At 64.6% G+C, this 6,802-nt stretch carries 7 protein-coding genes and 1 pseudogene; 2 read left to right on the plus strand and 6 right to left on the minus strand.

The genetic code is table 11. From position 1 onward, the window contains the following. Both ACEQXV_RS13080 and gyrB read right to left on the minus strand, forming a co-directional pair. A pseudogene (locus ACEQXV_RS13080) lies at positions 1-326 on the minus strand (hypothetical protein); the annotation flags it as partial. Next, positions 277-2,694, minus strand: a complete 2,418-nt coding sequence (gene gyrB / locus ACEQXV_RS13085; RefSeq protein WP_370269573.1) for a DNA topoisomerase (ATP-hydrolyzing) subunit B — start codon at positions 2,692-2,694, stop codon at positions 277-279. The gene gyrB and the pseudogene ACEQXV_RS13080, both read right to left, overlap by 50 nt. Positions 2,695-2,849: 155 nt before the next feature. Between gyrB and ACEQXV_RS13090 the strand changes: the two genes are divergently transcribed. Both ACEQXV_RS13090 and ACEQXV_RS13095 read left to right on the plus strand, forming a co-directional pair. Next, positions 2,850-3,440, plus strand: a complete 591-nt coding sequence (locus ACEQXV_RS13090; protein ID WP_370269574.1) for a TetR/AcrR family transcriptional regulator — start codon at positions 2,850-2,852, stop codon at positions 3,438-3,440. After that, positions 3,437-4,183, plus strand: a complete 747-nt coding sequence (locus tag ACEQXV_RS13095; protein ID WP_370269575.1) for a lysostaphin resistance A-like protein — start codon at positions 3,437-3,439, stop codon at positions 4,181-4,183. Before ACEQXV_RS13090 ends, ACEQXV_RS13095 begins: the two co-directional genes overlap by 4 nt. On the opposite strand, the gene ACEQXV_RS13100 is transcribed toward ACEQXV_RS13095, so the two are convergent. The 4 genes from ACEQXV_RS13100 to recF form a co-directional block, all read right to left on the minus strand. Continuing rightward, positions 4,180-4,800 (minus strand): LysE family translocator, encoded by a 621-nt coding sequence (locus ACEQXV_RS13100; RefSeq protein WP_370269577.1) that lies wholly within the window; start codon positions 4,798-4,800, stop codon positions 4,180-4,182. The two genes, ACEQXV_RS13095 and ACEQXV_RS13100, sit on opposite strands and share 4 nt — an antisense overlap. A gap of 10 nt (positions 4,801-4,810) precedes the next feature. Continuing rightward, positions 4,811-5,344, minus strand: a complete 534-nt coding sequence (locus ACEQXV_RS13105) for a GNAT family N-acetyltransferase (protein ID WP_370269578.1) — start codon at positions 5,342-5,344, stop codon at positions 4,811-4,813. Further along, entirely contained in the window at positions 5,334-5,768 is a 435-nt protein-coding gene (locus ACEQXV_RS13110; protein WP_370269579.1) for a VOC family protein, read from the minus strand. The genes ACEQXV_RS13105 and ACEQXV_RS13110 overlap by 11 nt, the downstream gene beginning before the upstream one ends. Beyond that, positions 5,765-6,802 (minus strand): DNA replication/repair protein RecF (gene recF, locus ACEQXV_RS13115; protein ID WP_370269580.1); only part of this gene is annotated, 1,038 nt, incomplete at its 5' end. The genes ACEQXV_RS13110 and recF, both read right to left, overlap by 4 nt.

Consider the following 6,802-nt stretch of genomic DNA (forward strand, 5'->3'; position numbering starts at 1 on the left):
GCCAGTTCCGCCGCATGGCCCGCAAGCATGATCTCGCGCGAGGCATCGGTGGCCCAGTAGTGACCCGGTTCCAGGTAATCGACCGCCTTGCAGCCAAGCCGCAGCGACCCGGCCCCGATATCGAGAAGGTGATGATGTGGCTTCAGCCCCGCCTCCAGCAGCACCGCCATCTGGGCGCGGCCGGTTTCATCCCACCGGCCGCCCACGATGTCGCGGTGGCGGCCGGCGGCGATCGCCGTGTCATAGAACCCTGGGGCCTCGTAGGGCGAACGGTCCTCAGAAATCGAGGTTCTCCACGCTGAGCGCGTTCTGCTGGATGAATTCACGGCGCGGTTCCACCACGTCGCCCATCAGCTTGGTAAAGATGTCATCCGCCTCGACCATGTCGTCAACCTTGACCTGTAGAAGCGTCCGCGCCTCGGGGTCCAGCGTGGTTTCCCACAGCTGGTCGGGGTTCATCTCGCCCAGGCCCTTGTAGCGCTGCAGGGTCAGCCCCTTTTCACCTTCCGCCAGGATTGCATCGAGCAGATCCATCGGCCCGTGCACGACGACTTCGCGTTCCTTGCGCACAAGCTTGGCAGGGTCGCGGTAGACATCGCGGGTCTGCTTCGAGACTTCCGACAGTTTACGCGCCTCGCCCGAGCGCAGCACGGCGCCGTCGAGCGTGCGAATTTCCTCGACTCCGCGCAGAACGCGGCTGAGACGAATGCCGTGATCCTGGGTGATCCGGCCCTGCCAGCCGCGCTCGTATTCCAGCGCCACGAGGTCGAGCCGCGCAGAAACACGGTCAGCGACGCCCTGAAGGTCGGCATCGGCCTGACCCGGATCGAACGCCCCGGCGATCGCGGCCTGTTCGAGGATACGGCGGGGGTAATGGGTCGGGAAGGCTTCGAGAATGCGCTTGAAGCTGCGGGCACCTTCGACCACGCGGGCAAGGTCCTGCCCGGCAATCTCTTCGCCCGAGGGCAGCCGCAACACCGCCCCGTCGATACCCATCTGAACGAGGTAGTCTTCCAGCGCCGACTGGTCCTTCAGATAGACCTCGGACTTGCCGCGGCTGACTTTGTATAGCGGCGGCTGCGCGATGTAGAGGTATCCACCCTCGATGATCTCGGGCATCTGCCGGAAGAAGAAGGTCAGAAGAAGCGTGCGGATATGGGCGCCGTCCACGTCGGCATCGGTCATGATGACGATCTTGTGGTAGCGCAGCTTGTCGATGTTGAACTCGTCCCGCCCGATCCCGGTGCCAAGCGCGGTGATGAGCGTGCCGATCTCCTGGCTTCCGAGCATACGATCGAAGCGGGCGCGCTCCACGTTCAGGATCTTGCCGCGCAGCGGCAGCACCGCCTGGTTATGACGCGACCGGCCCTGCTTGGCAGACCCGCCGGCAGAGTCCCCCTCGACGAGGAAGATTTCGGATTTCGACGGATCCTTTTCTTGGCAATCGGCCAGCTTGCCCGGCAGCGATGCCACGTCCATCGCGGTCTTGCGGCGCGTGAGTTCTCGCGCTTTGCGTGCCGCTTCGCGCGCCAGCGCCGCTTCGATGATCTTGCCGACGACGGTCTTGGCCTCGTTGGGGTGTTCCTCGAACCACTCCTGCAACTTCTCGTTCATCAGCCCTTCGACTGCGGGGCGCACCTCGGAGGAGACGAGCTTGTCCTTGGTCTGGCTGCTGAACTTGGGGTCGGGCACCTTGACCGACAGAACGCAGGTCAGCCCCTCGCGGGCGTCGTCACCGGTGAAGTTGACCTTCTCTTTCTTGGCGATGCCAGAGCTGTTGGCATAGAGGTTGATCGTCCGGGTCAGCGCGCCCCGGAAGCCCGCCAGGTGGGTGCCGCCATCGCGCTGCGGAATGTTGTTGGTAAAGGGCAGCACGGTTTCGTGGTAGCTGTCGTTCCACCACAGCGCCGCCTCGATCTCGATCCCGTCGCGGGTGCCTGTCACGAAGATCGGCTCTTCCATCATCGAATGCTTGGAGCGGTCGAGATAGCGGACGAATTCCTTCACGCCGCCCTCGTAATACAACTCGGACCGCAGGGTTTCCGCCGGGCGATGGTCTTCAAGAATGATGCGCACGCCGGAATTGAGGAAGGCCAGTTCCCGCAGGCGGTTTTCCAGAGTCTTGAAGCTGTATTCGAGGTTGGAAAAGGTCTTGGTCGACGCCAGGAAGCGCACTTCGGTGCCCTTCTCGCCATCCGAGTCGCCGACCACTTCGAGGTGACGCACGGTTTCCCCGTGCTCGAAGCGAGCGATGTGTTCCTTACCGTCGCGCCAGACGCGCAGTTCCAGGTAATCCGACAGGGCATTCACCACCGACACGCCCACGCCGTGCAGGCCGCCCGACACCTTGTAGGCGTTGTCATCGAACTTCCCGCCCGCATGAAGCTGGGTCATGATGACCTCGGCCGCGCTGACGCCTTCCTCGGGGTGGATATCGACGGGAATCCCGCGCCCGTTGTCACGCACCGAGACCGAACTGTCGGCGTTGATCGTGACCGAAACGAAGTCGGCGTGACCCGCCAGGGCCTCGTCGATGCCGTTGTCCACGACCTCATACACCATGTGGTGCAGGCCCGATCCGTCGTCCGTGTCGCCGATATACATACCGGGACGTTTCCGAACGGCTTCCAAGCCCTTGAGAACCTTGATGGATTCTGCGCCGTAACTGGTGGATGCCTGTGTCTCTTCGGTCATGCCTGAGCCCTTGTTTTCTTGTCCCGTTCTTATACCGGCCGCAGCAGGGAATGTCACGGCCCAGACACAAGATTTGGGGGTGGCAAAAGGGGGTGGCGGCAATTGCTCGATTACACTATACCGACACATGTCGGTAGAATCGCCCAGAGGCCAAGATGCGCACGAGAAAGACGCCCGATCAGCGAAGAACGGAGATTCTGGATGCCGCCCTTCGGCTATTCCTGGACAAGGGATTTACAGAGGTCCAGATCGAACACATCCGCGCCGAAACGGGCCTGTCTCGTGGTGGCTTCTACCACCATTTCGGCTCCAAAACGGCAGTGATGCAGGCCCTTGTAGACAGGGAACAGCAGGGCCTTGCCTCGGCGGCGGGGCCGGACCTTCTGGCGCTTCTCACCAAGGGGTCTGCCTACCTGCGGGCCGGTTCGGGTGTGGAGGAGAGCCTCTCGCAGGCCGAGGATATCACGCTCTACCTTGGGTTCCTGGAAGCGGCCCAGGATTTCCACCTGGCGCCTTTGATCGAAACGGCGCTGTCGAAAGACGGGCCGCTCCCTATGCCCGCCGAACACGCCGCCCAGATCATCCTGTCCGTGAACCACCGGATTACCCGGCAGGTGATGTTCGGGGTGTGGACCGACGCGCAGGCTGTCGACTTTACCCGTAGCGCATTGCTGGCCTGCGAAACCATGTTGGGCAGGAAGGGGCTTTTTGCACCGGTCCTCGCGGCGTTTGAGGAAAGATCGTGATCCAGCTTGCCCTGTTCCTTTCCCTGACCGTCAGTATTTCGCTTGTGTCTTTCGCGGGGATCGCTTTGATCCCCGGTGCGCAAATGCCGGAATCCGCCCGTGGCCTGCCGGTTTGGCTGCTGGCCGCATGGGGGCCATCGCTGGCGGCGATCCTGTTGGCGGCCCGCTCTGGCGAGCTTTCAGACCTGGTGTACCGCGCGATCCAGTTCAGCGGCGTACCCCTTGCGGTTTGGTTCATCGCCTTGTCGCCTCTCATGGTGCTTGCTTTTGCGGTTCTGAGGAATGGCGGGCTGCCCGACGTCCATCTGCTGACGGTCGGAATGATCGCCAAAGTGATCCTCCTGAATCTCATCCTCGGTCCGACGGGGGAGGAACTGGGGTGGCGCGGTGTGATGCAGCCCCTGCTGTCCGGTCACATGGGCTGGTTCGCCGCCTCGCTTGTCGTGGGCGCGGTCTGGTTCGCATGGCACCTGCCGCTGTGGCTTGTGAACTCCCCGCAGGCGGAGATTCCCGTGCCGCTCTTCGGGGCGCATGTGATGGCCTATGCGCTGATCCTTGGCGCGATGGCCCATCTCAGCCCATCGATCGCGCCTGCGATCCTGTTTCACCTCGCGGTGAACGTCATGGCTGGGGTGGCGCTTGTCGGCGGGCTCGGTGATTCCGCTGCCTATTTTCGGGTGACGCTGCTGCCCTACTGGGCAATCGCATTGGCCGTTACCGGGTGGCTTGCCCTGCGCAGCTAAGTCAGCGCGATGATCACCGCGACCCCGATCAGCAGGCTGCCTGCGATACGATTGGTCGTTGCCAGCGCACCGGGTGAAGAAATCAGCCGGCGCGCGCGGTCCACGAAGGTTGCGAACATCAGGTTGCCAGCCACGGGAACACCCATGGAGATGGCCGCGATCACGGCGATGTCGGTGCCGGTCAGTGCCGTGATGTCGAAGAACCCTGGCAGCATGCCCATGTAGAAGAGGATCGCCTTCGGATTGGCCATAATCGCCGCCAGCCCGGCGACGAAACCGGCCCAGGCCCCCTTGCGGTTCAGGCGGCTGTCAGCCTCGATCCCGGCATCGGCGTGGCGGATGATCAGCCAGCCCATCAGGGCGAAGACACCCACGGCCAGCCAGCGCAGAACCACCATGATCCCGGCATAGGTCTGCACCACCCAGCTCAGTCCCAGGATGGCCAGCAGGCTCCAGGCCATGTCCCCAAGCGCCACGCCAAGGATGAGCGGGGCGGCTGCGGATACACCATGCGCCAGGGTGCGTGCGGCAAGCGCCAGCCACACCGGGCCGGGCGTCAGGAACAGCACGAAGAGCGCGCCCGCGTAAAGCGCGGCCTGCGCAAGCGTCAGCGTCATGGAAAGCCTCTCAAAACAGGGGGCCGCAGAGGTCGATTTCAGCGGCTCCGTCCCACTCCCTAGAGCCGAGCGGCAGAACCATCAAGCTGTCGATTGTATCGGTGACAACCTTGCCGGGTCCGGAACGATCCCAAGACAGGTAGCGCAGCCGGTTGGGCTGTGACCGGAACCCAAGCAGCGCGTATAGCCCCGGATAGCCGAACAGGACCGCGAACTGCGCAAGTGAGTCGGTGGCCTCAATGATCGCCTGCCGCATGAGGGCGCTTGCCACCCCCCTGCCCCGATGGTCCGGATGGGTCGCCACCTCGCCCACGCCCGCGATGGTCAGGGGCGCGTCACCCATGCGGATCGCCCTCAATTGCAACGCCACGTGCCCGATCAACTGCCCATCCTGCCAGCCAAGCACGCGCAGGTGGTGGCGCATCTTGTGGAACGAGCGCCCCTCATAGCCCGCCCCGCAGCCGAAGGCGCCTTCCAATAGCGCCCCGATCGCCGCATCCGTATCCGGGCGCAGGTCCTGTTCTGCCAGGATGTCAGTCTGCATCGGGCAAGGTCAGACTGCCATCTGCCGCAAGCGGCCAGAACGGGTTCATCGCCAGTTCCCAGACATGCCCATCGGGATCAGCGAAATAGCCCGAATACCCGCCCCAGAAGACCTTTTCGGGCGCTTTCAGAGCGCTCGCCCCGGCTGCCAGCGCGCGGGCATAGGCGGCGTCCACCTCGGCCTCGGTCTCGAAATTCTGGGCCAGGCTCGCCGCCCCGGTGCCAAGCGGAGCGTCCGGCCTGCCCTGGTCTTTCGCCAGGTCTGCCAGCCCGAACAGGCCGAAGACGAAACCGTTGGCCTGGTAGAAGGTCACCGCGTCCTGGCTTTGCGGATGCATCTGCCAGCCAAGCGCCGCGTAGAACGCGCGGGATCGGGCCATGTCGGCCACGCCAAGCGTGATGAGTGTTACGCGTTGCGGTGTCATGGGGTCGCCTCGTGTTCCCGGACGGACGATTGCCCGTCCGCCTCGCTGATCTCGAATTGCTGCGCCCGCGGGCCCAGGTCGGTAAAGAGCTCGGGGCCCGTGCCCGTCATCCAGGCCTGACCGCCAAGCGCGCAGATCTCGTCAAAAAGCGCGGCCCTGCGACCGGCATCGAGATGCGCCGCCACTTCGTCGAGCAGCACCAGAGGCGCGGCCCCGGTTTGGGCCTTCAGAGCCCGCGCATTGGCCAGGATAAGCGAGATGAGCAGCGCCTTCTGTTCACCGGTGGAGCAGAGCCGCGCCTCGGTCTCCTTGGCAGCGTAGACCGCGCCAAGGTCGCTTCGATGCGGGCCGATCAGGCTGCGCCCCGCCGCTATGTCGCGCGGGCGCGATTGCATATGGGCAGTTGCGAAATCATCGGCGGTCGCCAGCGCCTCGCTGCCTTCGCCCTCGATCAGCGACAGGCGCGCAACCGGAAAGGCCGTTTCCGCCCCCTCCTGCGCCTCGGTCAGCCGTGCCACGGCCTGTGCCCGGTTGGCGACGATTCGGGCAGCGGCCTCGGCCATCTGTGCCTCGATTGCCTCGTACCACATCGCGTCCCGCACCTGGTCCTTGAGCATCCGGTTGCGTTCGCGCATCGCCTTTTCGTGGGTCAGAACGGCGTCGCCGTGATCGGGCAGGAAACTCATGGTGATCCGGTCGAGAAACCGCCGCCGCCCCTCGGCCCCCTCGATCCAGAGCCGATCCTGCGCAGGCACCAGCCAGACGATCCGCGCCAGGGCGGCCAGCGCCAGTTGCGGCTCGGGCTTGCCGTCGATCTTGAGGCTACGCGATTGCCCCGCCTCGGCGCCTATCTCCAGCTCATGAAAGCGTCCGCCGGTGACCAGCTCGGCCCTGATCTTCCAGCCAAGCGCCTCGGGCTTGCGGGCCATCTCCTCGGCTGCCGCGCGGCGCAAGCCCCGCCCCGGCGACAAGAGCGAGACCGCTTCGAGGATGTTGGTCTTGCCCGCCCCGTTGGCGCCGAACAGCGCCACCGG

The sequence above is a fragment of the Nioella sp. genome, from assembly GCF_964229645.1.
Taxonomy (GTDB): domain Bacteria; phylum Pseudomonadota; class Alphaproteobacteria; order Rhodobacterales; family Rhodobacteraceae; genus Nioella.

Bases quoted from the DNA above. Each gene is read 5' to 3' on its own strand.
- ACEQXV_RS13105 (WP_370269578.1), bottom strand. From the start codon at position 5,344: ATGCAGACTGACATCCTGGCAGAACAGGACCTGCGCCCGGATACGGAT.
- ACEQXV_RS13110 (WP_370269579.1), bottom strand. From the start codon at position 5,768: ATGACACCGCAACGCGTAACACTCATCACGCTTGGCGTGGCCGACATG.
- ACEQXV_RS13100 (WP_370269577.1), bottom strand. From the start codon at position 4,800: ATGACGCTGACGCTTGCGCAGGCCGCGCTTTACGCGGGCGCGCTCTTC.
- gyrB (WP_370269573.1), bottom strand. From the start codon at position 2,694: ATGACCGAAGAGACACAGGCATCCACCAGTTACGGCGCAGAATCCATC.
- ACEQXV_RS13090 (WP_370269574.1), top strand. From the start codon at position 2,850: ATGCGCACGAGAAAGACGCCCGATCAGCGAAGAACGGAGATTCTGGAT.